The following is a 25,320-nucleotide window of genomic DNA, read 5'->3' on the forward strand; positions in this document are numbered from 1 at the left end:
AGTCATGGGACTCGAAGAAAAGCTGCCGAGCGGCTTCCTGCTGACCACCGTCGAACAGGCCGCGGGCTGGGTGCGCAAGTCGTCCGTCTTCCCCGCCACGTTCGGCCTGGCGTGCTGCGCCATCGAGATGATGACCACCGGTGCCGGGCGCTACGACCTGGCGCGCTTCGGCATGGAGGTCTTCAGGGGCTCGCCGCGTCAGGCGGACCTGATGATCGTCGCAGGCCGGGTGAGCCAGAAGATGGCGCCGGTGCTGCGGCAGGTCTACGACCAGATGCCCAACCCCAAGTGGGTGATCTCCATGGGGGTCTGCGCCTCCTCGGGCGGCATGTTCAACAACTACGCCATCGTCCAGGGCGTCGACCACGTCGTGCCGGTCGACATCTACCTCCCCGGCTGCCCGCCACGGCCGGAGATGCTCATGGACGCGATCCTCAAGCTCCACCAGAAGATCCAGACCTCCAAGCTCGGCGTGAACGCCGAGGAGGCGGCCCGCGAGGCGGAGGAGGCGGCGCTCAAGGCCCTGCCCACGATCGAGATGAAGGGGCTGCTGCGGTGAGCGACGTCAGCGACAACGGGGTCAACCCCGAGAAGGACCTCAGCGCCTCGAACCTCCCGGGCCAGCGCGGCCAGGGCGGCGAGGAGATCCGCGTCCAGCGCGGCATGTTCGGCGCGAACAACGGCGGCGACACCTCCGGCTACGGCGGCCTGGTCCGCTCGGTCCGGCTCCCGGGACCGGCGACCCGCCCCTACGGCGGGTGGTTCGACGAGGTCGCCGACGAACTGGAGGGCGCCCTGGAGGAACAGGGGCTCCTCCCCGAGAACGCCATCGAGAAGACGGTCGTCGACCGCGACGAGCTGACCTTCCACATCGAGCGCGAGCACCTGGTGCGGGTCGCCAGGACCCTGCGCGACGACCCGGCCCTGCGCTTCGAGCTGTGCACCGGCGTCAGCGGCGTCCACTACCCCAGCGACACGGGCCGCGAACTGCACGCCGTCTACCACCTGCGCTCGATCACCCACAACCGGCTGATCCGCCTGGAGGTCAGCTGCCCCGACAGCGACCCGCACATCCCGTCGCTGTACTCGGTCTATCCGACGAACGACTGGCACGAGCGCGAGACCTACGACTTCTTCGGCATCGTCTTCGACGGCCACCCCGCCCTGACGCGGATCATGATGCCGGACGACTGGCAGGGCTTTCCGCAGCGCAAGGACTATCCCCTCGGCGGCATCCCCGTCGAGTACAAGGGCGCCCAGATCCCGGCTCCGGACCAGCGGAGGTCGTACTCATGAGCACATCGCACGCCTCCCCCCGGGAGACCACCGAGGGCACCGTCTACACCGTCACCGGCGGCGACTGGGACGAGGTCGTCCAGTCCGCGGCCCGCACCGACGACGAGCGCATCGTCGTCAACATGGGCCCACAGCACCCGTCCACGCACGGCGTGCTCCGCCTGATCCTGGAGATCGACGGCGAGACCGTCACCGAGGCCCGCTGCGGCATCGGCTACCTCCACACCGGCATCGAGAAGAACCTCGAGTACCGGACGTGGACGCAGGGCACCACGTTCGTGACGCGCATGGACTACCTGACGCCGTTCTTCAACGAGACGGCGTACTGCCTCGGCGTCGAGAAGCTCCTCGGCATCGAGGACCAGATCCCGGACCGGGCCTCGATCATCCGCGTGCTCCTGATGGAGCTGAACCGGCTCTCGTCGCACCTGGTGTGCATCGCCACCGGTGGCATGGAGCTCGGCGCCACCACGATCATGATCTACGGATTCCGTGATCGTGAACTCATTCTCGACATCTACGAGCTGATCACCGGCCTGCGGATGAACCACGCGTACATCCGCCCCGGCGGACTCGCCCAGGACCTGCCGCCCGGCGCGGTGGACCAGATCCGCGAGTTCGTGAAGAAGATGAAGAAGAACCTCCCGGAGTACGACAAGCTCGCCACCGGGAACCCCATCTTCAAGGCCCGTATGCAGGACGTCGGCTACCTCGACCTGGCCGGCTGCATGGCCCTCGGTGCGACGGGCCCGATCCTGCGCTCCACCGGCCTGCCGCACGACCTGCGCAAGACACAGCCCTACTGCGGCTATGAGACGTACGACTTCGACATCCCGACCGCCGACACCTGCGACTCCTACGGCCGCTTCCTCATCCGCCTGGAGGAGATGCGGCAGTCGCTCAGGATCGTCGAGCAGTGCCTGGACCGGCTCCAGCCCGGCCCGGTCATGGTCGCCGACAAGAAGATCGCCTGGCCGGCCCAGCTCGCCCTGGGGCCCGACGGCCTCGGCAACTCCCTCGACCACATCAAGAAGATCATGGGCACCTCGATGGAGGCCCTGATCCACCACTTCAAGCTGGTCACCGAGGGCTTCCGCGTCCCGTCGGGACAGGCGTACGCGGCGGTCGAGTCGCCCAAGGGCGAGCTCGGCGTGCACGTCGTGTCCGACGGCGGCACCCGCCCCTACCGGGTCCACTACCGCGACCCGTCCTTCACCAACCTGCAGGCCATGGCGGCGATGTGCGAGGGCGGCCAGGTCGCCGACGTCATCGTCGCCGTCGCGTCCATCGACCCCGTGATGGGAGGCGTCGACCGGTGACCACCTCTTCTTCCGAGCGGGGCGTCAGCCTGGGCATGCCCGAACTGCCCGCACCCGCCTACCCGGACGACGTCCGGGCCCGCCTGGAGACCGACGCGCGCGAGATCATCGCCCGCTACCCGGACTCCCGGTCCGCCCTCCTGCCGCTGCTGCACCTCGTGCAGTCCGAGGAAGGCCATGTCACGCGCACCGGCATGCGGTTCTGCGCGGACATGCTCGGCCTGACCACGGCCGAGGTCACCGCAGTCGCCACCTTCTACACCATGTACCGGCGCAAGCCGAGCGGTGACTACCAGGTCGGGGTGTGCACCAACACCCTGTGCGCCGTCATGGGCGGGGACGCGATCTTCGAGGAGCTCCAGGAGCACCTGGGCGTCGGCAACGGCGAGACCACCGACGACGGCAAGGTCACCCTGGAGCACATCGAGTGCAACGCGGCCTGCGACTTCGCGCCGGTCGTGATGGTCAACTGGGAGTTCTTCGACAACCAGACCCCGGCGAGCGCCCGGCGCCTCGTCGACGACCTGCGCGCGGGCCGGCCGGTCACCCCCACGCGCGGGGCGCCGATGTGCACCTTCAAGGAGACCGCCCGGGTTCTGGCCGGATTCCCCGACGAGCGGGAGGGGGCCGTCGAGTCCGGGGGCAGCGCGGGACCCGCCTCCCTGGTCGGCCTGAAGCTCGCCAAGGGCGAGTCCGCCCCCGCGCGCGTGGTGCATCCGCGCGGCGAGGCACCCCGGGACGACACGCCGCACGAGCCGTCACCGACGGAGCACCTGAGCTCGCACGACGCGCCGCAGGACACGTCGGCCTCCGACCCTGCCCACCCGGCCGGGCCTGTCGCCGAGGAGGGGGAGTGATGACCTTGGCACCCGAGCTGAAAGACATGAGCCCCGAGAAGCTGCTCGCACCGGTGCTGTCGGCCTTCTGGGACGAGGACAAGTCCTGGACGCTGGACGTGTACCGGCGGCACGACGGGTACGAAGGGCTGCGCAAGGCGCTCGCCATGTCGCCGGACGACGTGATCGCGTACGTCAAGGACTCCGGTCTGCGCGGGCGCGGCGGCGCGGGATTCCCCACGGGCATGAAGTGGCAGTTCATTCCCCAGGGGGATGGAAAGCCGCACTATCTGGTTGTCAACGCCGACGAGTCGGAGCCCGGGACGTGCAAGGACATCCCGCTCCTCTTCGCGAACCCGCACAGCCTCATCGAGGGCATGATCATCGCGTGTTACGCCATCAGGTCTTCGCATGCGTTCATCTATCTGCGTGGTGAAGTCGTCCCCGTGTTGCGGCGGTTGCACTCGGCCGTCCGCGAGGCCTACGAGGCGGGCTTCCTCGGCGAGAACATCCTGGACAGCGGACTCGACCTCGACATCACCGTGCACGCGGGCGCGGGCGCGTACATCTGCGGTGAGGAGACCGCACTGCTGGACTCGCTCGAAGGCCGCCGGGGTCAACCGCGGCTTCGTCCCCCCTTCCCTGCCGTCGCGGGCCTCTACGCCTGCCCCACTGTGGTGAACAACGTCGAGTCGATCGCGTCGGTTCCCGCGATCATGCACCGGGGCAAGGAATGGTTCCGGTCGATGGGGAGCGAGAAGTCGCCCGGCTTCACGCTCTACTCCCTGTCCGGCCACGTCGCCAGCCCCGGCCAGTACGAGGCGCCGCTCGGGGTCACGCTCCGCCAGCTCCTCGACATGAGCGGCGGGATGCGCCCCGGGCACCGCCTCAAGTTCTGGACGCCGGGCGGCTCCTCGACCCCGATGTTCACCGACGAGCATCTCGACGTCCCTCTTGATTACGAAGGAGTGGGCGCCGCGGGTTCCATGCTCGGCACCAAAGCCCTCCAGTGCTTCGACGAGACGACCTGCGTGGTGCGGGCCGTGACGCGCTGGACCGAGTTCTACGCCCACGAGTCCTGCGGCAAGTGCACGCCCTGCCGCGAAGGGACCTACTGGCTCGTGCAGTTGCTGCGCGACATCGAGGCCGGCAAGGGACGGATGTCCGACCTCGACAAGCTGAACGACATCGCCGACAACATCAACGGCAAGTCCTTCTGCGCCCTCGGCGACGGCGCCGCCTCGCCGATCTTCTCCTCGCTCAAGTACTTCCGCGAGGAGTACGAGCAGCACATCACGGGCCGAGGCTGCCCCTTCGACCCGGCCAGGTCGACGGCCTGGGCCGACCGCACGGAGGTGAACGCATGACCGTGACCACCAGCTCTCCCGCGGGTGGGGGAGAGGCGGCGGTCCCGCCGGAGGACCTCGTGACGCTGACGATCGACGGCATCGAGATCAGCGTGCCCAAGGGCACCCTGGTCATCCGGGCCGCCGAACAGCTCGGCATCGAGATCCCCCGGTTCTGCGACCACCCCCTCCTCGACCCGGCCGGCGCCTGCCGGCAGTGCATCGTCGAGGTCGAGGGCCAGCGCAAGCCCATGGCGTCCTGCACCATCACCTGCACCGACGGAATGGTGGTCAAGACCCACCTCACCTCGCCGGTCGCCGAGAAGGCCCAGAAGGGTGTGATGGAGCTCCTGCTCATCAACCACCCGCTGGACTGCCCGGTCTGCGACAAGGGCGGCGAGTGCCCGCTGCAGAACCAGGCCATGTCGCACGGCGACGCCGACTCCCGCTTCGAGGGCCGCAAGCGGACCTACGAGAAGCCCGTCCCGATCTCCACGCAGGTGCTGCTCGACCGCGAGCGGTGCGTGCTGTGCGCGCGCTGCACCCGGTTCTCCAACCAGGTCGCGGGCGACCCGATGATCGAGCTGATCGAGCGGGGCGCGCTCCAGCAGGTCGGCACCGGAGAGGGCGACCCGTTCGAGTCGTACTTCTCCGGCAACACCATCCAGATCTGCCCGGTCGGCGCGCTGACCTCGGCGGCGTACCGATTCCGCTCCCGCCCCTTCGACCTGGTCTCCTCCCCGTCGGTGTGCGAGCACTGCTCCGGCGGCTGCGCCACGCGCACCGACCACCGGCGCGGCAAGGTCATGCGCCGGCTCGCCGCCGACGACCCCGAGGTCAACGAGGAGTGGATCTGCGACAAGGGGCGGTTCGCGTTCCGCTACGCGCAGCAGCGGGACCGGCTTCAGACGCCGCTGGTGCGCAACGCCGAGGGCGAACTGGAACCGGCCTCCTGGCCGGAGGCCCTCCAGATCGCGGCCCAGGGGCTGCTGGCCTCCCGGGGCCGCACCGGCGTGCTGACCGGTGGCCGGCTCACCGTCGAGGACGCCTACGCGTACAGCAAGTTCGCGCGCGTGGCGCTCGACACCAACGACATCGACTTCCGCGCGCGCGTGCACAGCAGCGAGGAGGCCGACTTCCTCGCCGCCCAGGTCGCCGGGCGCGGCCGGGACCTCGACGGTACGGGCGTCACGTACACCGCGCTGGAGAAGGCCCCCGCCGTCCTGCTGGTCGGGTTCGAGGCGGAGGAGGAGGCGCCCGGCGTCTTCCTGCGGCTGCGCAAGGCCTGGCGTAAGCACGGGCAGAAGGTCTTCTCGCTGGCCACGCACGCCACGCGCGGTCTGGAGAAGGCCGGTGGGACGCTGCTGCCGGCCGCCCCCGGCACCGAGACCGAGTGGCTGGACGCGCTCGCGGGCAACGTCGGCCTGGAGGGCGACGGCGCCGCGGCCGCCGAGGCGCTGCGCGCCGAGGGCGCCGTGATCGTCGTCGGTGAGCGGCTGGCCGCGGTGGCCGGCGGTCTGACCGCCGCCGTGCGCATGTCCTCCGCGACCGGTGCCCGGCTGGCGTGGATCCCGCGCCGGGCCGGGGAACGCGGCGCCGTCGAGGCGGGCGCGCTGCCGTCGCTGCTGCCGGGCGGGCGTCCCGCCACCGACCCACGCGCGCGTGACGAGGTCGCCGGCGTCTGGGGCGTGGCAAGCCTCCCGCACCGCTACGGCCGCGACACCGGCCAGATCGTGGAGGCCGCCGCGACCGGCGAACTCCAGGCCCTGCTGGTGGCGGGCGTCGAGATCGCCGACCTTCCCGACCCGGCACGCGCGCGTGCGGCACTCGACGAGGCCGGCTTCGTCGTCTCGCTCGAACTGCGGCCCGGCGAGATCACCCGCAAGGCCGATGTCGTCCTGCCCGTCGCCGCGGTCGCCGAGAAGGCCGGCACCTTCCTCAACTGGGAAGGCCGGGTCCGTTTCTTCGAGGCCGCGCTCAAGCCCGACCACATGACGCGCCGTCTCGCACCCACCGACGCGCGCGTGCTGCAGATGCTGGCCGACGCCATGGACGTCCACCTCGGACTGCCCGATCTGCGCACCGTCCGGGCGGAGATCGACCGGCTCGGCGCCTGGGACGGCCCGCGGGCCACCGAACCCCTGGAGACGGCGGCCGCCCTGCCCCGCCCGGCCGCCGGGCAGGCCGTGCTCGCCGGACACCGGCTGCTGCTCGACCAGGGCGTCCTCCAGCAGGGCGACGAGGCACTCGCCGGCACCCGGCACGCCGCACGCGCGCGTGTCTCGGCCGCGACCGCCGCCGAGGCGGGCGTCAAGGACGGCGACCTCCTCGCGGTGACCGGCCCCCAGGGCGTCGTCGAACTCCCGCTGCAGATCAGTGAGATGCCCGACCGGGTGGTGTGGCTCCCGCTGAACTCCACGGGCGGCGGCGTCGCCTCCGACACCGGGGCGCGGCCCGGCTCCCTCGTCCGCATCGCACCGGCGACCCTCGCCGGCGAGGCCCCCAAGGAGGTGGAGGCATGAGCCCGTCGTACCTCGCTGCTGAAGACCTCTCGATGTTCGGCACCGACCCGTGGTGGCTGGTCGCCATCAAGGCGGTGTTCTGCTTCGCCTTCCTGATGGTGACCGTGCTGATCTCCATCGTCATGGAGCGCAAGGTCGTCGCCTGGATGCAGCTGCGCATCGGCCCCAACCGGCACGGCCCCTGGGGCATGCTCCAGTCGCTCGCCGACGGCATCAAGCTGATGCTCAAGGAAGACGTCGTCGTCAAGCGCGCGGACAAGGCCGTGTACGTCCTCGCGCCGGTCGTCGCGGCCATCCCGGCCTTCATGGCGATCGCGGTGATCCCCTTCGGCCCGGCCGGCAACGAGATCTCGATCTTCGGCCACCGCACCTCGATGCAGCTCACCGACCTGCCGATCGCGATGCTCTACATCCTCGCGGTCGCCTCCGTCGGCATCTACGGCATCGTGCTGGCCGGCTGGAGTTCGGGATCGACGTACCCGCTGCTGGGAGGGCTGCGGTCCTGCGCGCAGATGATCTCGTACGAGATCGCGATGGGCGCCGCCTTCGCCTCCGTGTTCCTCTACTCGGGGTCGATGTCGACGTCGGCGATCGTCGAGCAGCAGACCGACCGCTGGTACATCCTGCTGCTGCCGCTCTCCTTCGTCATCTACATCGTGACGATGGTCGGCGAGACCAACCGCGCCCCGTTCGACATGCCGGAGTCGGAGGGCGACCTGGTCGGCGGCTTCAACACCGAGTACTCGTCGATCAAGTTCGCGATGTTCATGCTCGCCGAGTACGTCAACATGGTGACCGTCTCGGCCGTCGCCACGACGCTGTTCCTCGGCGGCTGGCGGGCCCCCTGGCCGATCAGCACGTTCTGGGAGGGCGCGAACCACGGCTGGTGGCCGATGCTCTGGTTCACGGTCAAGGTCCAGTTGCTGCTGTTCATGTTCATCTGGATCCGCGGCACGCTCCCACGCGTCCGCTACGACCAGCTGATGAAGCTCGGCTGGAAGGTCCTCATCCCAGTCTCGCTGGTCTGGCTGATGCTCGTCGCCAGCGTCCGCGCCCTGCGCAACGAGGGCTACGACTTCGCCGACATCGCCCTCTACGTCGGCGGCGGCGTGCTGGCCCTGCTGGTGCTCTCCTTCGTCGTCGACATGTTCCGCGAGAAGGCGAAGGAGGACGGGCAGCCGGCCGAGACCCCGGCCGCCTTCGACCCGATGGCGGGCGGATTCCCCGTACCGCCCCTGCCGGGACAGGAGCTGCCGGCGGTTCCGCGACGCCGCTCGCGCCGTGAGCGGGAGCTGATTGTCAGTGGTGGGCCCGATACTCAGAGTGACGGATCTCTGGGCGGAACTACGGATGGAAAGGAGGCGTCCGATGGCTGAGGAACCGAAGGACACCAAGCCCGGTTTCCAGAACCCGGTGGCCGGCTTCGGCGTGACCTTCAAGGCCATGTTCAAGAAGCGGCTGACCGAGCAGTACCCGGAGCAGCAGAAGACCACGGCTCCGCGCTTCCACGGACGGCACCAGCTCAACCGCCATCCGGACGGCCTGGAGAAGTGCGTCGGGTGCGAACTGTGCGCGTGGGCCTGCCCCGCCGACGCCATCTACGTGGAGGGCGCGGACAACACCGACGAGGAGCGCTACTCGCCGGGCGAGCGGTACGGCCGCGTCTACCAGATCAACTACGCCCGCTGCATCCTGTGCGGCCTGTGCATCGAGGCGTGCCCCACGCGCGCGCTGACGATGACGAACGAGTTCGAGCTCGCCGACTCCAGCCGGGCCGACCTCATCTACACCAAGGAGCAGCTGCTCGCCGGCCTGGAGGAGGGCATGGTCGACACGCCCCACGCCATCTACCCGGGCACCGACGAGCAGGACTACTACCGGGGCCTGGTCACCGAGGCCGCGCCCGGTACGGAGCGGCAGGTCGCCCACTCCAAGGGTGAGGTCGTCCAGGAGGCCGACTCGACCTTCGGCGGGACGGAACCCGCCTCGGAGAAGGTGATCGGCCGATGACCACCCAGCTCGCCGCCTACTCCACCTCCACCGGAGAGGCCGTCCAGTTCTGGATCCTCGGTACGGTCGCGGTGATCGGCGCTCTGTGCACCATCCTCATGAAGAGGGCCGTGCACAGCGCCCTCTGCCTCGCCGGAACCATGATCATTCTGGCGGTGTTCTACCTCGCCAACGGCGCCTACTTCCTGGGCGTCGTCCAGATCATCGTCTACACCGGCGCGATCATGATGCTGTTCCTGTTCGTGGTGATGCTCGTCGGCGTCACCGCGGCGGACTCCCTGAAGGAGACCATCAAGGGCCAGCGCTGGCTGGCCCTGCTGTGCGGCCTGGGCTTCGGCGTCCTGCTGATCGCCGGCATCGGCAACGCCTCCCTGACGGAGTTCAGCGGCATCGGCCAGGCCAACGCCGGCGGCAATGTGGAGGGCATCGCCGCCCTCCTCTTCACCCGGTACGTGTTCGCGTTCGAGATCACCGGCGCCCTGCTCATCACGGCCGCCGTCGGCGCCATGGTGCTCACCCACCGCGAGCGCACCGAGCGCGCCAAGACGCAGCGGGAGCTGTCCGAGGAGCGGGTCCGCGACGGTAAGCAGCTGCCGCCCCTGCCGGCGCCCGGTGTGTACGCCCGGCACAACGCGGTCGACATCGCGGGCCTGCTCCCCGACGGCACACCGTCCGACCTCACCGTCAGCAAGACGCTGCGGGAGCGGGGCCAGATCCGGGACGTGTCGCAGGAGGCGCTCAACGACCTGCGGGCCCTGGAGCAGCGTGCCGAGGAGCGCCTGGAGCGGAAGGCCATCGAGCCGACCACGTTCAAGCGGCCCGAGGAGGCGTCGAAATGAACCCGGTCAACTATCTGTATCTCGCGGCCCTGCTGTTCACGATCGGCGCCACCGGCGTACTGATCCGGCGCAACGCGATCGTCGTGTTCATGTGCATCGAGCTCATGCTCAACGCCTGCAACCTCGCGTTCGTCGCCTTCTCCCGGATGCACGGCAACCTCGACGGCCAGATCATCGCCTTCTTCACGATGGTCGTCGCCGCCGCGGAGGTCGTGGTCGGGCTCGCGATCATCGTGTCCCTGTTCCGCGCCCGCCACTCGGCCTCGGTCGACGACGCCAGCCTGATGAAGCTGTAAGGGGTCGGAAGAATCGTGGAGAACCTGATTGCGCTGCTGGTGGCGGCGCCTCTGCTCGGAGCGGCGGTCCTGCTGTGCGGCGGACGCCGGCTGGACGCCGTCGGCCACTGGATCGGCACGCTGCTCGCGGCCGCCTCCTTCGTGCTCGGCCTGGTGCTGTTCAGCGACATGCTCGCCCAGGCCCCCGAGAACCGTGTCATGAGCCAGCACCTGTTCAGCTGGATCCCGGTCGAGGGCTTCCAGGCGGACGTCGCCTTCCAGCTCGACCAGCTGTCCATGACGTTCGTCCTGCTCATCACGGGCGTCGGATCGCTGATCCACCTCTACTCCGTGGGGTACATGGAGCACGACGAGCGGCGCCGCCGCTTCTTCGGCTACCTGAACCTGTTCCTCGCGGCGATGCTGCTGCTCGTCCTCGCCGACAACTACCTGCTGCTGTACGTCGGCTGGGAGGGCGTCGGTCTCGCCTCCTACCTGCTGATCGGCTTCTGGCAGCACAAGCCCAGCGCCGCCACGGCCGCGAAGAAGGCCTTCCTGGTCAACCGCGTCGGCGACATGGGCCTGTCCATCGCGATCATGCTGATGTTCCTGTGGTTCGGCACCTTCGCCTTCGGGCCGGTGCTCGGCGGCCACGGGGAGGCGGGGCTCGCCGGTGCGGCCGGTGAGGACAAGCTGACCGCGATCGCGCTGATGCTGCTGCTCGCCGCCTGCGGCAAGTCCGCCCAGGTGCCGCTGCAGTCCTGGCTCGGGGACGCGATGGAGGGCCCGACCCCGGTCTCGGCCCTCATCCACGCCGCGACCATGGTGACGGCGGGCGTGTACCTGATCGTCCGCTCCGCGGCCGTCTTCAACGGCGCCCCGGACGCACAGCTGGTCGTCACCATCGTCGGCGCGGTCACGCTCCTGTTCGGTGCGATCGTCGGTTGCGCGAAGGACGACATCAAGAAGGCACTGGCCGGTTCGACCATGTCGCAGATCGGCTACATGGTGCTGGCCGCGGGCCTCGGCCCGATCGGCTACGTCTTCGCGATCATGCACCTGGTGACGCACGGCTTCTTCAAGGCGGGGCTCTTCCTCGGCGCCGGTTCGGTCATGCACGGCATGAACGACGAGGTGGACATGAGGAGGTACGGCGGCCTGAGGAAGTACATGCCGATCACCTTCGTCACCTTCGGCCTCGGCTACCTGGCGATCATCGGCTTCCCGGGCCTGTCCGGCTTCTTCTCCAAGGACAAGATCATCGAGGCGGCGTTCGCCAAGGGCGGCACCGAGGGCTGGATCCTCGGCGCCTGCGCCCTGCTCGGCGCGGCCATCACCGCGTTCTACATGACGCGGGTGATGCTGATGACGTTCTTCGGCGAGGAGCGCTGGCGCAACGCGCCGACGCCGTCCCCGGCCGAGCCGGACGTGGAGCCCGCCGCCGAGACCCGCGGCGAGTACACCCCGCCGCATCCGCACGAGTCGCCCAAGGTCATGACGATCCCGATGATCGTGCTGGCCGTCGGATCGGTGGCCGGCGGTGCGTTCTTCAGCATCGGCGACCGCTTCCTGCACTGGCTGGAGCCGATCACCGGGCACAGTCACGGCAACCCGCCGATCAGCGCGGGTGTTGTCACCGGTGCGACCGTCGCGTGCATGATCATCGGTGTCGCCATCGCCTGGGCGCAGTACGGCCGCCGCCCGGTCCCGGCCGTCGCCCCGCGCGGCTCGCTGCTCACCCGGGCCGCCCGGCGCGACCTGCTCCAGGACGACTTCAACCACGTCGTCCTGGTCCGCGGCGGCGAGCACCTCACGCGGTCCCTGGTCTACGTCGACCACACCCTGGTCGACGGCGTCGTCAACGGCACGGCGGCCTCGGTCGGCGGCCTGTCCGGGCGGATGCGCAAGCTGCAGAACGGCTTCGCCCGCTCCTACGCGGTCTCGATGTTCGGCGGCGCGGCGGTCATCGTCGCCGCGACCCTGCTGATGAGGGCGGTCTGATACCGATGTCCTTTCCTCTGCTGACAGCGACAGCGGTGCTCCCGGCCGTCGGGGCGATCGCCACGGCCGCCGTACCGGCCGCGCGGCGCACCGCCGCCAAGTGGCTGGCGCTGCTCTTCTCGCTCGCCACGCTCGTCCTGGCGATCGTCGTCCTGGTGCGCTTCGACCCGGACGGCGGCCGCTACCAGCTCACCGAGTCCCACGCCTGGATCGCCGACTTCGGTGTCCGCTACGAACTGGGCGTGGACGGCATCGCGGTGGCGCTGATCGCCCTCACGGCCCTGCTGATCCCGTTCATCATCCTCGCGGGCTGGCACGACGCCGACCCGCTGGAGACCGGCAGCAGCCGGTGGCGGCCCACGCAGGGCTTCTTCGCCCTGATCCTGGCCGTCGAGGCGATGGTGATCCTCTCCTTCGAGGCCACCGACGTCTTCCTCTTCTACATCTTCTTCGAAGCCATGCTGATCCCGATGTACTTCCTCATCGGCGGCTTCGGGGACCGTGCCCACGAGCACGGCGAGAAGGCGGCTGCGACGCAACGGTCGTACGCGGCCGTGAAGTTCCTCCTCTACAACCTGGTCGGCGGCCTGATCATGCTGGCCGCGGTGATCGGCCTCTACGTGGTCGCCGGGAGCTTCTCGCTCACGGAGATCGCCGCGGCCCGCGCCAACGGCTCGCTCGACATGGCGACCGGCACCGAACGCTGGCTGTTCCTCGGCTTCTTCTTCGCCTTCGCGGTGAAGGCGCCGCTGTGGCCGTTGCACACCTGGCTGCCCAACGCGATGCAGGAGTCCACCGCCCCGGTCGCCGTGCTGATCACGGCGGTCGTCGACAAGGTCGGCACCTTCGCGATGCTCCGCTTCTGCCTCCAGCTCTTCCCGGAGGCCAGCAAGTGGGCGACGCCCGTGATCCTCGTCCTGGCCCTGATCAGCATCATCTACGGGGCGCTGCTCGCGGTCGGCCAGCGGGACATCAAGCGGCTGGTGGCCTACGCGTCGATCTCCCACTTCGGCTTCATCATCATGGGCATCTTCGCGATGACCAGCCAGGGCCAGTCCGGTGCGACGCTCTACATGGTCAACCACGGCATCTCGACCGCCGCGCTGATGCTGGTGGCGGGCTTCCTGATCTCCCGGCGCGGCTCGCGGCTCATCGCCGACTACGGCGGAGTTCAGAAGGTCGCCCCGGTGCTGGCCGGCACGTTCCTCATCGGCAGCCTCGCGACCCTGTCGCTGCCGGGTCTGGCGCCGTTCGTCAGTGAGTTCCTGGTCCTGGTCGGCACGTTCACGCGCTACCCCGTGATCGGCATCATCGCCACCTTCGGCATCGTCCTCGCCGCGCTCTACACCCTCGTCCTCTACCAGCGGACGATGACGGGCCCGGTGAAACCGGAGGTCAGCGCGATGCCGGACCTCAGGGTCCGGGAGCTCGTGGTCGTCGCCCCGCTGGTCGTACTGCTGATCTTCCTGGGCGTCTACCCGAAGCCCGTCACGGACATCGTCAACCCCGCGGTGAAACAGACCATGTCCGACGTACAGAAGAAGGACCCCCAGCCCGAGGTGGAGGCGGCCAAGTGAGCGCAACAGCCGTCCACAGCCTGTGGACAACCGCGGCCGAACCGATCACCAAGATCGACGCGCCGAAGTTCGAGTACGGACAGTTGGCGCCCACGCTGATCGTCGTCGGCGCGGCGATCCTCGGGATCCTCGTCGAGGCGTTCGTACCGCGCAAATCCCGTTACTACGTCCAGATGTTCGTGTCCGTCGTCGCGCTCGCCGCCGCCTTCGCCGCGGTCGTCGCGCTCGCGGCCGACGGCTACGGCACGACCAAGGCGCGCATCGCCGCGATGGGCGCGATCGCCGTCGACGGACCGGCCCTCTTCCTTCAGGGCACGATCCTGCTGGCGGCCCTGGTGGGCCTGTTCACCTTCGCCGAGCGGCGGCTCGACCCGGTGGTGCACGGCAACCGGGTCGACTCCTTCGCCGCGCAGGCCGCGTCCGTGCCGGGCAGCGAGAGCGAGAAGGCCGCGGTCAAGGCAGGGTTCACCACCACCGAGGTGTTCCCGCTGCTGCTGTTCGCCGTCGCCGGCATGCTGGTCTTCCCGGCGGCCAACGACCTGCTGACGCTCTTCGTGGCGCTGGAGGTCCTCTCGCTCCCGCTGTACCTGCTGTGCGCGCTGGCCCGCCGCAAGCGGCTGATGTCGCAGGAGGCGGCGGTCAAGTACTTCCTGCTCGGCGCGTTCGCCTCCGCGTTCACCCTGTTCGGCATCGCCCTGCTGTACGGCTACGCGGGCTCGATGTCGTACGCCACGATCGCGCAGGTCGTCGACGGCACGATCGCGGACGTCAACCCGGCGCTCGCGGACACCATGGGCAACGACGTGCTGCTGCTGATCGGTGCCGCGCTGGTGGTGATGGGCCTGCTGTTCAAGGTGGGCGCGGTGCCGTTCCACATGTGGACGCCGGACGTGTACCAGGGCGCGCCCACGCCGGTGACCGGTTTCATGGCGGCGGCGACGAAGGTGGCGGCGTTCGGTGCGCTGCTGCGGCTGCTGTACGTCGTGCTGCCGGGTCTGCGCTGGGACTGGCGGCCGGTGATGTGGGCCGTGGCGATCGTCACCATGCTGGGCGGCGCCATCGTCGCGATCACACAGACCGACATCAAGCGACTGCTGGCGTACTCGTCGATCGCGCACGCCGGGTTCATCCTCGCGGGTGTCATCGCGACCACGCCCGACGGTGTGTCGTCCGTGCTGTTCTACCTGGCCGCGTACTCGTTCGTGACGATCGGCGCCTTCGCGGTGGTCACGCTCGTGCGCGACGCGGGCGGCGAGGCGACGCACCTGTCCAAGTGGGCGGGGCTCGGCCGGCGTTCGCCGCTGGTGGCAGCCGTGTTCGCGGTGTTCCTGCTGGCCTTCGCGGGCATTCCGCTGACCTCCGGCTTCGCCGGGAAGTTCGCCGTGTTCAAGGCGGCGGCGGAGGGCGGGGCCGCCCCGCTCGTCGTGATCGGTGTGATCTCGTCGGCGATCGCGGCGTTCTTCTACATCCGCGTCATCGTGCTGATGTTCTTCAGCGAGCCGCGGCCGGAGGGCCCGACGGTGGCCGTGCCGTCGCCGCTGACGATGACGGCGATCGGCGTCGGTGTGGCGGTCACGCTGGTGCTCGGTGTGGCGCCGCAGTACTTCCTGGATCTGGCGGGGCAGGCGGGGGTGTTCGTGCGCTGACCCTGCGCTTGCTGAGCGGCTGCGGCCCGGTTCCCCTCAGGGGGCCGGGCCGCTGTCCTGTGCGTCGTGGCGGTTACTCGCCGCTCTTGCGGCGGGGTTTGATGGCGGTGAGATCCAGATCCATGGGGAACGGGGCGCTGACCTTCATCCGCTCACGGAAGATACCGATGCTGGTGTACGCGCCGGTGGTGGGCTCCAGCTCGAAGGCGTGCACCGCGGCGAGGCCCTTCTCGTTCTCCACACGCCAGAAGTGGGGGATGCCGGCCCGGGCGTACTTCAGCGGCTTGGTCTCGCGGTCCCGGGAGACGGAGTCCGCCGACACGACCTCGATGGCGAGCAGGACAGACTCCGCTGGATAGCGAGTCTGTTCCGGGTCCTCCACAACATCGCCGCGCACCACGATCACATCTGGCTCGGGCCGGTTCTGGCGATCGATGTCGATGGTGAATTCGCGAATCACCTCGAATTCCGAGGGTGCCAGAGACTGGAGCTGCCAATTGAAGAAGTCGACAGCGCGTGAGTGGAAAAGAGTCTGCGGACTCACGAAGACGAGGCTCCCGTCGATCAGCTCCGTGTGGGGAGGAAGATTCGGGAGGCGGTCCAGGTCGTCGGCGGTCCAGCCGCCTTCCGGCGGGGTCGGCCAGGTGGGCTTGGACGCCTTTGGTGCGACGCTCATCAGTGCTCCCATGGGACGGAGTCTCGCCGGTGCATTCAGACTATCCGCCGGAAACGGGCAGGTCTCCCGCGAACGTGTGAACGACAGTCGTGTCCTTGACGCGGGCGTTCGGTGCGGCCTGTGGATAACTCCGGGGCTGTCGGTGCGGGCGCCTATGGTGGACGCAGTGGTCGAGGGGCGACGTACGGGGGACGGAACGATGGGCGCTACCGGCGGGACGGGTGTGATGACGGAACTGGACGCGGTGACGGAGACCGGGGCCGGGGTCGGTGCGGGCAGTGGCCCCGCCGGGGCCCTCGGCGCCGACGCGAGCGAGGCGGTGGCCGCGCTGCGCCGGGTCTTCGGCTACGAGGCCTTCCGCGGGGAGCAGGAAGCCGTCATCGACCACGTCGTCGCGGGTGGCGATGCTGTCGTGCTCATGCCGACCGGCGGCGGCAAGTCGCTGTGCTACCAGATCCCGTCCCTGGTCAGGCCGGGTACGGGGGTGGTCGTCTCCCCGCTCATCGCCCTCATGCAGGACCAGGTGGACGCGCTGCGGGCCCTGGGCGTGCGGGCCGGGTTCATGAACTCCACGCAGGACTTCGACGAGCGGCGGATGGTCGAGGCCGAGTTCCTCGCCGGCGAGCTGGACGTGCTGTACCTGGCGCCGGAGCGGCTGCGGCTGGAGAACACGCTCGGCCTGCTCTCCCGCGGGAAGATCTCCGTCTTCGCGATCGACGAGGCGCACTGCGTCTCCCAGTGGGGCCACGACTTCCGGCCGGACTACCTCGCGCTGTCGCTGCTCGGCGAGCGCTGGCCGGACGTACCGCGGATCGCGCTCACGGCGACGGCCACGCGGGCGACGCACCAGGAGATCACCGAGCGGCTGAACATGCCGGCGGCCCGGCACTTCGTGGCGAGCTTCGACCGGCCCAACATCCAGTACCGGATCGTGCCGAAGGCGGACCCGAAGAAGCAGCTGCTGAGCTTCCTGCGCGAGGAGCACGCGGGCGACGCGGGCATCGTCTACTGCCTGTCGCGCAACTCGGTCGACAAGACCGCCGAGTTCCTCAGCCGCAACGGCATCGAGGCGGTGCCGTACCACGCGGGCCTGGACGCGGGCACGCGCGCGGCCCACCAGTCCCGCTTCCTGCGGGAGGACGGCCTGGTCGTGGTGGCGACCATCGCCTTCGGAATGGGCATCGACAAGCCGGACGTCCGCTTCGTCGCCCACCTCGACCTGCCGAAGTCGGTCGAGGGCTACTACCAGGAGACGGGCCGGGCCGGGCGGGACGGGCTGCCGTCGACGGCCTGGATGGCGTACGGGCTGAACGACGTCATACAGCAGCGCAAGCTGATCCAGTCGGGCGAGGGCGACGAGGCGTTCCGGCGACGGGCCCAGGCCCACCTGGACTCGATGCTGGCGCTGTGCGAGACGGCCCAGTGCCGCCGGGGCCAGCTCCTCGCCTACTTCGGCCAGGACCCGGACCCGGCGGGCTGCGGCAACTGCGACACCTGCCTGACCCCGCCGGAGACCTGGGACGGCACGGTCGCGGCGCAGAAGGTGCTGTCGACGGTGGTGCGGCTCCAGCGGGAGCGGGGGCAGAAGTTCGGCGCGGTGCAGATCGTCGACATCCTGCTGGGGAAGCGGACCGCCAAGGTCATCCAGTTCGACCACGACCAGCTGTCGGTGTTCGGCATCGGCGACGATCTCACGGAGGGCGAATGGCGGGGCGTCATCCGGCAGTTGCTGGCCCAGGGGCTGCTCGCGGTGGAGGGCGAGTACGGCACGCTGGTGCTGACCGAAGCGAGCGGGGCGGTGCTGCGGCGGGAGCGCGAGGTGCCGCTGCGCAAGGAGCCGAAGAAGCCGGTGACCTCCCGGTCGGGGTCCTCGTCGGCCTCGGGCTCGGGGCGGGGCGAGCGCAAGGGCAAGACCGTTGCCGCCGAGCTGCCCGAGGAACTGCTGCCGGCCTTCGAGGCACTGCGCGCCTGGCGGGCCGAGCAGGCTCGCGAGCAGGGCGTCCCGGCGTACGTCATCTTCCACGACGCCACGCTGAGGGAGATCGCCACGGTGTGGCCGGGCTCGGTGGCCGAACTCGGCGGGATCAGCGGGGTGGGCGAGAAGAAGCTCGCGACGTACGGGGAGGGCGTGCTGGAGGTGCTCGCGTCGCTGGACGGGCCGGCGGGCTCTGCTCCTGCGGGCGCCTCACCCTCGGCCCAGGCGTCCGGCCAGGCTCCGGCCCACGCCGCCGCCGGTCAAGAGGCGGGGGAGCCGGACCACTGGCCGGAGATGGATGCGGAGCCGGAGCCCGACGACTGGATATAGGGCCGGGCTCCGGCCGGGGCCACAGAGGGCGGGGAGCCGGGCCGGTCACAGCGCCCGTCCGGCGTAAGCCCTGACATCGGCGTCGGAGTCCGTCGTCGCCGTGGCGAGGGCCGCGCGGGCCTCCTCGGTGGCGCGGTGCCGGGTCAGGGCCAGGACGGCGGCCTTGCGGACCGGGTGGGCTGCTGAGCTGGACTTTCGGCGCCGGTCGGGAGATCCGCCACCGGCCGCCGCCGCGGTGCGGCTACGACAGGGCGGTCAGACCCGGCGCGAACGCGATCAGCAGGGGCAGCAGCGGTACCAGCGCGGCCGTGGTGGTCGTCAGGGCCCGGTGCCGGCGGCCCAGCCGGGGCGGCGGTTCCAGGAGCCGGTCGACCCGCTCGCCCAGCAGGCGGTGGCTGGAGGCACAGGACAGGACGCCGCGGTGCTGGTTCAGCTCGATCAGCGCCAGGGCCGTGGTCAGGTGGCCGCAGCGGCGGGAGGCCGTGTCGTCGGCGGCCAGTTCGACCAGGCGGTGCGTCTGGTCACAGAAGTGGGCGAACAACGGGATGCGGGGAAAGCCCGTGGCCAGGGCGGTGGACAGGTGCAGCAGCCAGTCGTGGCGGGCGCGGGCGTGGCCGCGCTCATGGGTGAGGACGGCGTCGAGCTGGTGGTCCGTGAGGCGGTGCAGGGCGCCGGTGGTGACGATCAGCTGCGGCGGGTTGCCGGGCATCCACCAGGCGTCGGGGTACTCGTCCTCCAGGACCAGAAGGGGGCCGCGGGCGGCGGGCAGTCCGGCCGGCAGGTCGGGGGCGCGTTCGCGGAGGTGCGCGCGGGCCTGGGCGCGGCGCCGGCGCGCCTCGACGAGTTCCCGCGCGAGCATCGCGGTCGTCCAGGCGGCGCCGCAGGCCAGCAGCAGGGTGAGGGCGGCGGCCCACGGCGGGGCGGTGGACAGGTCGTACGCGGCCGTCACCGCGGCCGGAGCCGGGGCGAAGAGCTGCGCGCGGACCGTGCCGAACACGGCGGCCGCGCCCAGGGCGAGTGCCGTCACGCAGCACAGCAGCACGGTGGCGACCAGGCACTGCCACACCCACAGCCCGACCACCGGTTCCCGCTCGGGCCAGACGGCCCGGGTCAGCGCACGGGGAACGGGTACGGCGGCCGTCACGGCGACAACGCTCAGCAGGAGCAGGCAGACGGTCATTGCCACGGGCTCCGGTTCCTGGTCGGAAGAGGGGCGGCTACGGGTCGTGCGGGGGAGGGCGGCTGCTGTGCGCAGCGGTGACGCGGTCGACGTACACGGCGCACCCGCTGACGAGTGCGCCGGACGTGCCGTGCACCGCGCGCCTGCGGGCACACCGCCCGAGCCCAGTATGACGGTGCCGGGCGGTGTGAGTCAGGGGTCGAGCGGCATCAGAAGAGCGAGGAGGGGCGACTGTCGGCCAGATCCGGACCGTAAAGGGTTGTCCGCAAGTCCCGCCTGCCCGGCTCCGTCAGGCCGGCGCCACCCGCCCGGTCACCTCGCCGAGCCCCACCCGCACACCGTCCGGCCCCGGGGCCCAGGCGGACAGGGTCACCACATCGCCGTCCTCCAGGAACGTCCGCTTGCCGTCGGGGAGTTCGAGCGGGTCGCGGCCGTTCCAGGTCAGTTCGAGCAGGGAGCCGCGCTCACGGTCCGCCGGGCCGCTGACCGTGCCCGAGCCGTACAGGTCGCCGGTGCGCAGGCAAGCGCCGTTGACGGTCATGTGGGCCAGTTGCTGGGCGGCCGTCCAGTACATGGTGGAGAAGGGCGGCTCGGAGACGACGTGGCCGTTCACGGCGACGCTGATCCGCAGGTCGTAGCCGCCGGGTTCCTCGTCGCTGTCGTCCAGGTAGGGCAGCAGCTCGTGCGTCCGGGACGGCGGGGACACCCGGGCCTCCTCCAGGGCGTCCAGCGGGGTGATCCACGCCGACACGGACGTGGCGAAGGACTTGCCGAGGAACGGGCCGAGCGGGACGTACTCCCAGGCCTGGATGTCGCGCGCGGACCAGTCGTTGAGGAGGCAGAGGCCGAAGACGTGCTCACGGAAGCCGTCGAGGGGCACCGGCGCGCCCATCCGGGACGGCACGCCGACCACGAAACCGACCTCCGCCTCGATGTCCAGGCGCACGGACGGGCCGAAGACCGGAGCCGGGTCCGCGGGCGCCTTGCGCTGGCCCGAGGGGCGTACGACGTCCGTGCCGGAGACGACGACCGTGCCGGAGCGGCCGTGGTAGCCGATCGGCAGGTGCTTCCAGTTGGGGGTCAGGGAGTCCTCGGCGTCGGGGCGGAAGATCCGGCCGACGTTCCGGGCGTGGTTCTCGGACGCGTAGAAGTCGACGTAGTCCGCGACCTCGAAGGGGAGGTGCAGCGTCACCGAGGACAGGGGGTGGAACATCGGCGCGACGGTCTCGCGGTGGGACGGCACGGTCACCCACGCCGTCAGCGCCCGGCGGACGTCCGACCAGGCCGTGCGGCCCGCGGCCAGCAGCGGGTTGAGGGTCGGCCGCGCGAGCAGGGAGGCGTACGGGGAGCCGAGCGCGTGGGCCGCCGCTCCGGCGTCCAGGACGTGGTCGCCGAGCCGGACGCCCACGGTCCGGTGGGAGGAGCCGGGGAGGGAGAACACGCCGTACGGCAGGTTGTGCGGGCCGAAGGGGTCTCCCTCGGGGACATCGAAGGGGGGCATCGGGTGCTGCCTCGCTTTCGGGTGTGCCGTGTCGTCGCCACGTGTTCGTGGTCCTGCCACACGTTACGGGTGGCACACCCGTCCTGGGCAGGGTCCGAGGAGGCGGATACGGGCGAACGGGGCAGGTGGGCCCGGGTGGGACCGGACGGTGCGACTCGGGCGCGGCGGACGGGACGGCACATCCGTACGAGCCGGAAGTTATCCACAGGACGGGACGCAATCTTGACGGAGCGGTGCGAACGGGGCGACTCTGGGCGGGTGCCGGAAGGCCTCGGGGAGGGGGCGTTCCGATGGCACACCAGGGGGGCGGATGGCCATTGGGGAGGCCGGCCCGGGCTCGGTGCGGCGTGGTGTGCAGCCGAAGCGGCTGGAAGAGACCATGCGCCCGCGGCTCGGCCGGGAATGCGTGTATGTACCGTCGTGCCGTTTCGGGCTGTATGTGGCGCTGCGCCACTGGTGCCCGCCCGGCGGACGGGTGCTGATGTCGCCGGTCAACGACGACGTCATCTTCTTCGTCGTGCTCGCGGCCGGACTGCGCCCGGTGCAGGCGCCGTTGAACCCGCTCGACGCCTCCATCGACATCGATGCCGTGCCGGACGAGACGTGGAGATCGGTGTCCGCCGTGCTCACCACGAACCTGTACGGGAACCCGGACCCGGCGCCGAGCCTCAGGCGCAAGTGCGACGCGCTGGGGATCCCGCTGTTCGAGGACGCGGCGCACGCCATCGGCAGCCGGGTGGGGGACCGGCCGGTCGGGGCGTGGGGCGAGGCCTCCGTGTTCAGCCTCTCCAAGCATGTCGGGGCCAAGGCCGGGGGCATGCTCTCCCTCGCCGACCCGGGGCTGCGGGACGCGGTGGAGAGGACCTGCGCGGGGCTGCTCACGCCGCACCGGACGAGCTCCGAACTGGCCTATGCGATCCGGCCGTACGCGGAGGCGGCGGTGCGCGGGCTGCGGCTGCGGCGCGCCGCCTGGGCCACGATCCGGCTGCTGGGGCTGGCGGACCGCGAGGAGATCCGGATGCCGCTGCGCCCGGACGAACTCGCGCGGGCCGCCCGCCACGCGCCCGGGCTCGACGCCCACCACCCCTGGGTACGCGTCGACATGCACGACTACCGCCAGGAGTCCGGCCGGCTGAGGCTGCGGCGCGTCGGGCGCAGGCTCGACCGGCTGGACGAGGTGCTGGACGCCTGCCGGGCGGGCACGGAACTGCTGCTGTCCACACCCTGGGCCAGGCCCCGTGACGCGCACGGCACCCAGCCCTTGTTCCGCGTCCCGCTGTTCGTGGCGGACCGGGACGCGGCGATCGCGGCCCTGGCGCGGCGGGGCATCGTCGTCGGCTACCTCTACGACCCGCCCCTGGACGACTACGCCGGCGAGCGGTTCACCGACCTCTCACCGGCCCCCGAGGCGGCCCGCTGGTTCGCGCGGCACGCGCTGCCCGTGGACCCGCTGCGGGCCCGGGCGGTCGTGGAGGTGCTGGAGCGGTCCGGGGCACGGCCGGCCCGGTTACCGGCAGAACCGCCCCGCGGCAGGGCGGCACGGGGAGGGCTGGGGCAGTCCCGTGGCTGAGATCCAGGTGCACGAGCCGGCCACCACGCGCGCCGAGGACGGCGGCGGACCGAAGCCCGCCGCCGACGAGCACACGCATGACTCGCTGTTCAAGAACGCCTACTTCCTCATGCTCAGCACCGGCGTGTCCGCCGTCCTGGGCCTGGGCTTCTGGCTGGTGGCCGCCCGCTACTACTCCGAGGAGGCCGTCGGCCAGGGCTCCGCCGCCATCGCCGCGATGCGGCTGCTCGCCAGCATCACGGCGACGACGATGATCGGCGCCGTCGTGCGGTTCGTCCCGCGCGCGGGCCGGGAGACCGGGCGCCTGGTGTGGGGCATGTACGCGGCCAGTTCGCTGGTCGTGGCGCTCGCCGCCGCCGTCTTCCTGCTCACGCTCGACGCCTGGGGCGCGTCCTACGCCCCGCTGGGCACGCCCATGGCGGGCGCGGTGTTCGTCGCGGCGTGCGTGGCCTGGGCGCTGCTCACGCTCCAGGACGGGGTGCTCACCGGACTGCGCAAGGCGGAGTGGGTGCCCGCCGGGAACGCGGTGTTCTCGGTCGGGAAACTGGGCCTGCTGGCCGTCTTCGCCGGCACGCTGCCCGTCCTCGGCATCTTCGTCTCCTGGGCGGTGGCGATCGCGTTCTCCACCCTGCCGCTGGGCTGGCTGATCTTCCGCAGGCTCATCCCGCGCCAGGCCGAGCTCGACCGCGAGAAAGATCCCCCGAAACTCCGCGACATGGGCCGCTTCCTGGCCGGGGACTCGCTGGGCGCGCTGTTCAGCCTGGCGATGATCAACCTGCTGCCGGTGATGGTCGCGGTCCGCTTCAGCGCCGCGGAGAACGGCTACTTCTACGTGGCGTACACCGTCGGCGGCACGATGGAGTTCATGGCCATCAACATGGCCTCGTCCCTCACCGCGCACGCCTCCCACGACCCCCGGCAGCTCGCCGACGGCGTCCGGGGCGCCCTGCGGCGCATGACGCTGCTGCTGGTCCCTGTCGTGCTGGTGCTGGTCCTCTTCGCCCCGTACATCCTCACGCCCTTCAGCCCGGACTACGCCGAGCACGGCTCGACCGTGCTGCGGCTGCTCGCCCTCGGCGCGCTGCCGCGGGTCGTGGTGGAGCTGTACATCGGCGTACTGCGCGTGCAGGGGCGTACGGGTGTGCTCGCCGCGCTCCAAGGCGCCATGTGCGCCCTGGTGCTGGGCAGCGCGGCCGTGCTGTTCACCCCGGCCGGGATCGCGGGCGCCGGCTGGGCGGTGCTGCTGAGCATGACGCTGATCGCCGTCGTCTCCACGGCCGGGCTGCGGGCGGCCCTGCGGCCCGACGACAGCGTGCCCGCGGCCCGTACGCCCGCGGATGCTTCCCCTCCCTCTCATGCCTCCTACGGCACGCGCTGGGCGAAGCTGAACGCCACCGCCGGATACGGCACGACCTGGGCCCGCCGGGCCGCCTACCAGCCCCAGGAGGGCGACGAGGACACGGTCACGCTGTTCATCGGGCGTCCCGGATACGAGCGGGAGGCGCTCCAGGGGGACACACTGGCGCTGATCGTGCGGCCGGAAGGGCCGGCCAGGGAGCCACCGCGCCACGAGGTCGCGGAGCAGGAGCAGGAGCAGGAGCCGGACCAGGAGCAGGAGCGGCGGCTGAGAGGCGCCCTCTGGAGCCTGCTCGGCGTCGCCGCCGTCTTCTTCTGGGCGCCCTTGCGCGACCTGCCCTGGCTCGGCCACGCCACCGAAGCGGCATTGACGGGACGTCAGTTACTGGCCGGCCTGCCGCTGCCGTCGCTCACCGCGGGAGGACTGCTGCTCGTGGTGTTCGTCGCCGCTGTCACGCTGTGCACCCGGCGCGACCCGTGGCTGCCCGGCACGGCGCTGTACGCCGCCCTGCTCGCCCTGTACGCCGCACCGGTCGCCCTCGGGCGGGAACCGAGGCCGGTGGACGGGGCGTTGTATGAGAAGACGGCCGGCTTCCTCGCGGACATGGTCGTGCTCGACGGGCCCGAACCGCTGCTCCGCTGGGCGCCGCCGGTCTGCCAGCTGCTGTGCCTCGTGCCGTTGTGGCTGCTGCTCGCCGGCGCGGGCGGACGGTTGCCGTGGCCGGGGCGCTGGGGGGTTCTGTATCTCGTCGCGGTCGGCGGCTGGGTGTGGCGTGAGGCGCTCGCACCGGTCGCGCCGCCCCTGCTCGCCGTACTCGCCGTACTCGTCCCGCTCCTGCCGCTCTGCCGCCGTGCCGTGTCGGCCCTGGGGACGGGGCCCTTCCGACCCAGCGCCTGACCAAGCTCCCGAGCCGAACAGGGCCGAACGGAGCCGAAGAGAGCCGAGAAGAGCCGAAGAGAGCCGAACCGCCAGGGGGGAACCACCGTGCGTCCGCCAGCAAGGCCGAGGGAGAGATCCACGCCAGAACCCACACCGGCACGGGACGGCGCGAGCACCTCCGGCGG

The 25,320-nt window shown here is 70.8% G+C and carries 19 protein-coding genes; 16 read left to right on the plus strand and 3 right to left on the minus strand.

Features of this window, described 5'->3' with window-relative positions:
- The first annotated feature begins 4 nt into the window (after positions 1-4).
- From ACFZDA_RS38635 to nuoN, 13 genes are read left to right on the plus strand one after another with little or no spacing between them, the layout of a single operon-like run.
- The gene (locus ACFZDA_RS38635; protein WP_016640165.1) at positions 5-559 is read left to right on the plus strand and encodes an NADH-quinone oxidoreductase subunit B family protein; all 555 of its coding nucleotides are present in this window, start codon (positions 5-7) and stop codon (positions 557-559) included.
- On the plus strand, positions 556-1,296 hold the full coding sequence (locus ACFZDA_RS38640) for an NADH-quinone oxidoreductase subunit C (RefSeq protein WP_391090699.1): 741 nt from the start codon (positions 556-558) through the stop codon (positions 1,294-1,296). Before ACFZDA_RS38635 ends, ACFZDA_RS38640 begins: the two co-directional genes overlap by 4 nt.
- The gene (locus ACFZDA_RS38645; RefSeq protein ID WP_391090700.1) at positions 1,293-2,615 is read left to right on the plus strand and encodes an NADH-quinone oxidoreductase subunit D; all 1,323 of its coding nucleotides are present in this window, start codon (positions 1,293-1,295) and stop codon (positions 2,613-2,615) included. Before ACFZDA_RS38640 ends, ACFZDA_RS38645 begins: the two co-directional genes overlap by 4 nt.
- Positions 2,612-3,472, plus strand: a complete 861-nt coding sequence (gene nuoE / locus ACFZDA_RS38650; RefSeq protein ID WP_391090702.1) for an NADH-quinone oxidoreductase subunit NuoE — start codon at positions 2,612-2,614, stop codon at positions 3,470-3,472. Before ACFZDA_RS38645 ends, nuoE begins: the two co-directional genes overlap by 4 nt.
- Complete coding sequence (nuoF, locus tag ACFZDA_RS38655; protein WP_391090704.1) at positions 3,472-4,818, plus strand: NADH-quinone oxidoreductase subunit NuoF; 1,347 nt, start codon at positions 3,472-3,474, stop codon at positions 4,816-4,818. Before nuoE ends, nuoF begins: the two co-directional genes overlap by 1 nt.
- On the plus strand, positions 4,815-7,319 hold the full coding sequence (locus ACFZDA_RS38660; RefSeq protein WP_391090706.1) for an NADH-quinone oxidoreductase subunit G: 2,505 nt from the start codon (positions 4,815-4,817) through the stop codon (positions 7,317-7,319). The genes nuoF and ACFZDA_RS38660 overlap by 4 nt, the downstream gene beginning before the upstream one ends.
- Positions 7,316-8,695, plus strand: coding sequence for an NADH-quinone oxidoreductase subunit NuoH (gene nuoH / locus ACFZDA_RS38665; protein ID WP_391090708.1), 1,380 nt, complete (start codon positions 7,316-7,318; stop codon positions 8,693-8,695). The genes ACFZDA_RS38660 and nuoH overlap by 4 nt, the downstream gene beginning before the upstream one ends.
- On the plus strand, positions 8,688-9,329 hold the full coding sequence (nuoI, locus tag ACFZDA_RS38670; RefSeq protein WP_391090710.1) for an NADH-quinone oxidoreductase subunit NuoI: 642 nt from the start codon (positions 8,688-8,690) through the stop codon (positions 9,327-9,329). Before nuoH ends, nuoI begins: the two co-directional genes overlap by 8 nt.
- Entirely contained in the window at positions 9,326-10,168 is an 843-nt protein-coding gene (locus tag ACFZDA_RS38675) for an NADH-quinone oxidoreductase subunit J (RefSeq protein ID WP_391090712.1), read from the plus strand. The genes nuoI and ACFZDA_RS38675 overlap by 4 nt, the downstream gene beginning before the upstream one ends.
- The gene (gene nuoK / locus ACFZDA_RS38680; protein WP_003992252.1) at positions 10,165-10,464 is read left to right on the plus strand and encodes an NADH-quinone oxidoreductase subunit NuoK; all 300 of its coding nucleotides are present in this window, start codon (positions 10,165-10,167) and stop codon (positions 10,462-10,464) included. Before ACFZDA_RS38675 ends, nuoK begins: the two co-directional genes overlap by 4 nt.
- A gap of 15 nt (positions 10,465-10,479) precedes the next feature.
- On the plus strand, positions 10,480-12,444 hold the full coding sequence (gene nuoL, locus ACFZDA_RS38685) for an NADH-quinone oxidoreductase subunit L (protein WP_391090714.1): 1,965 nt from the start codon (positions 10,480-10,482) through the stop codon (positions 12,442-12,444).
- Positions 12,445-12,449: 5 nt separating this feature from the next.
- Positions 12,450-14,021 carry an NADH-quinone oxidoreductase subunit M gene (locus tag ACFZDA_RS38690; protein WP_391090716.1) on the plus strand — a complete coding sequence of 524 codons (1,572 nt, stop codon included), beginning with the start codon at positions 12,450-12,452 and terminating at the stop codon, positions 14,019-14,021.
- Complete coding sequence (gene nuoN, locus ACFZDA_RS38695) at positions 14,018-15,667, plus strand: NADH-quinone oxidoreductase subunit NuoN (protein WP_391090718.1); 1,650 nt, start codon at positions 14,018-14,020, stop codon at positions 15,665-15,667. The genes ACFZDA_RS38690 and nuoN overlap by 4 nt, the downstream gene beginning before the upstream one ends.
- 73 nt (positions 15,668-15,740) lie before the next feature.
- On the opposite strand, the gene ACFZDA_RS38700 is transcribed toward nuoN, so the two are convergent.
- Entirely contained in the window at positions 15,741-16,343 is a 603-nt protein-coding gene (locus ACFZDA_RS38700; RefSeq protein WP_391090774.1) for a Uma2 family endonuclease, read from the minus strand.
- Positions 16,344-16,542: 199 nt separating this feature from the next.
- Between ACFZDA_RS38700 and recQ the strand changes: the two genes are divergently transcribed.
- A complete protein-coding gene (gene recQ, locus ACFZDA_RS38705) occupies positions 16,543-18,648 on the plus strand; it encodes a DNA helicase RecQ (protein WP_391090720.1) in 2,106 nt (701 codons plus the stop codon).
- A 241-nt stretch (positions 18,649-18,889) separates the two neighbouring features.
- Here the strand turns inward: recQ and ACFZDA_RS38710 are convergent, their stop codons facing one another.
- Entirely contained in the window at positions 18,890-19,828 is a 939-nt protein-coding gene (locus ACFZDA_RS38710; protein WP_391090776.1) for a M48 family metalloprotease, read from the minus strand.
- A gap of 289 nt (positions 19,829-20,117) precedes the next feature.
- Complete coding sequence (gene fahA, locus ACFZDA_RS38715; protein ID WP_391090722.1) at positions 20,118-21,329, minus strand: fumarylacetoacetase; 1,212 nt, start codon at positions 21,327-21,329, stop codon at positions 20,118-20,120.
- 310 nt (positions 21,330-21,639) lie between these two features.
- Here fahA and ACFZDA_RS38720 point away from each other — a divergent pair, with 310 nt between their 5' ends.
- Positions 21,640-22,899, plus strand: coding sequence for a DegT/DnrJ/EryC1/StrS family aminotransferase (locus tag ACFZDA_RS38720; RefSeq protein ID WP_391090723.1), 1,260 nt, complete (start codon positions 21,640-21,642; stop codon positions 22,897-22,899).
- Positions 22,892-25,153: an oligosaccharide flippase family protein gene (locus ACFZDA_RS38725; RefSeq protein ID WP_391090725.1), complete on the plus strand. Its 2,262-nt coding sequence runs from the start codon at positions 22,892-22,894 to the stop codon at positions 25,151-25,153. Before ACFZDA_RS38720 ends, ACFZDA_RS38725 begins: the two co-directional genes overlap by 8 nt.
- Positions 25,154-25,320 lie beyond the last annotated feature (167 nt).

This window comes from Streptomyces sp. NPDC007991 (assembly GCF_042958445.1).
Taxonomy (GTDB): domain Bacteria; phylum Actinomycetota; class Actinomycetes; order Streptomycetales; family Streptomycetaceae; genus Streptomyces.